At 74.6% G+C, this 1,140-nt stretch carries 1 protein-coding gene and 1 pseudogene; both read left to right on the top strand.

The window, feature by feature from the left end; all coding sequences use genetic code 11:
* Nucleotides 1-1,028 (top strand): annotated as a pseudogene (locus KBI5_RS21880) (DNA-binding protein); the annotation flags it as partial.
* Nucleotides 1,001-1,140 (top strand): hypothetical protein (locus tag KBI5_RS28890; RefSeq protein WP_347272530.1); only part of this gene is annotated, 140 nt, incomplete at its 3' end. The pseudogene KBI5_RS21880 and the gene KBI5_RS28890, both read left to right, overlap by 28 nt.

Below are 1,140 nucleotides of genomic sequence, written 5' to 3' on the forward strand. Positions count from 1 at the left end.
CGCTCGCCCGGGGCGCAGTGGCGGGCGCCCGCGGTTGGCCGCAGGTCCTGATGACACCCACGGATCACCCGGCCCGCGAGCTGGCCCGCACGGTGGCGCAGGCGGCCGGGCTGTCCGTGCTCGCGGCGGCACGGCTCGACGTCGTCTCGCAACCCGCCCGTTTCGTCGGGGCGCTGTCGGATCTGCTCGCCCTGGGTCCGGCCGCCGCCGGCGGCGGGACCACCCCGCCGACCCGGCGGGTGGTGATCGTCGTCGACCAGTTCGAGGAGACGTTCACCCTGTGCGCGGATGAGGAGGAGCGCGGCGCGTTCATCCGCGCGCTGGTCGCCGCGTGCCGCGGGGACGGGGCCACCCGTCCACCGGCGGTCGTCGTCATCGGCGTCCGCGCCGACTTCTATGGCTGGTGCGCGGCCTATCCGGAGCTGGTGGACGCGCTCCAGACGGGGCAGGTCGTGGTCGGGCCGATGACCGCGGCGGAGGTGCGCGACGCCATCGTGAAGCCGGCCGAGGCGGTAGGGCTCACGGTGGAGCCGGGCCTGGTCGATCTGATGCTGCACGACATCGGCGCCGACGAGCACGGCGTCGTCGCCGACCCCGGATCGTTGCCCCTGCTCGCGCACGCGCTGCGCGCCACCTGGCGGGAACGCGAGAACGGCACTCTGACGGTGGCCGGTTACCTGCGGGCCGGGGGTCTACGGGGGGCCATCGCCCGGACGGCGGAGGAGACCTTCGGCACGCTGGACGCGGCCGGCCAGGATGCGGCCTGGCAGATCCTGCTACAGATGATCCAGTTCGGGGATGGGACGGACGACACCCGCCGCCGCGTCTCACGCACCGAGCTGCTGTCCACGTCGGCGTCAGCCCAGAACTCGGCGTCAGCCCAGAACGTCTCCGCCGTCCTCGACGCGCTGGTCGCCGCCCGACTCGTCACCGTGGACGCCGACACCGTCGAGATCCCCACGAGGCGCTGCTGCGCTCGTGGCCGCGGCTGCGCGAGTGGATCGAGGTCGATCGTGCCGCGGCGGTGACCCGACAGCGGCTCACCGACGCCGCGGCCACCTGGGACGACGGCGGGCGGGACCCGTCCTACCTGTTCGCCGGCAGTCGGCTGGCGACCGTCCGGGAGTGGGCGCAGGCCGG

This window comes from Frankia sp. KB5 (genome assembly GCF_002099325.1).
In the GTDB taxonomy this organism is placed as follows: Bacteria; Actinomycetota; Actinomycetes; order Frankiales; family Frankiaceae; genus Frankia; species Frankia casuarinae.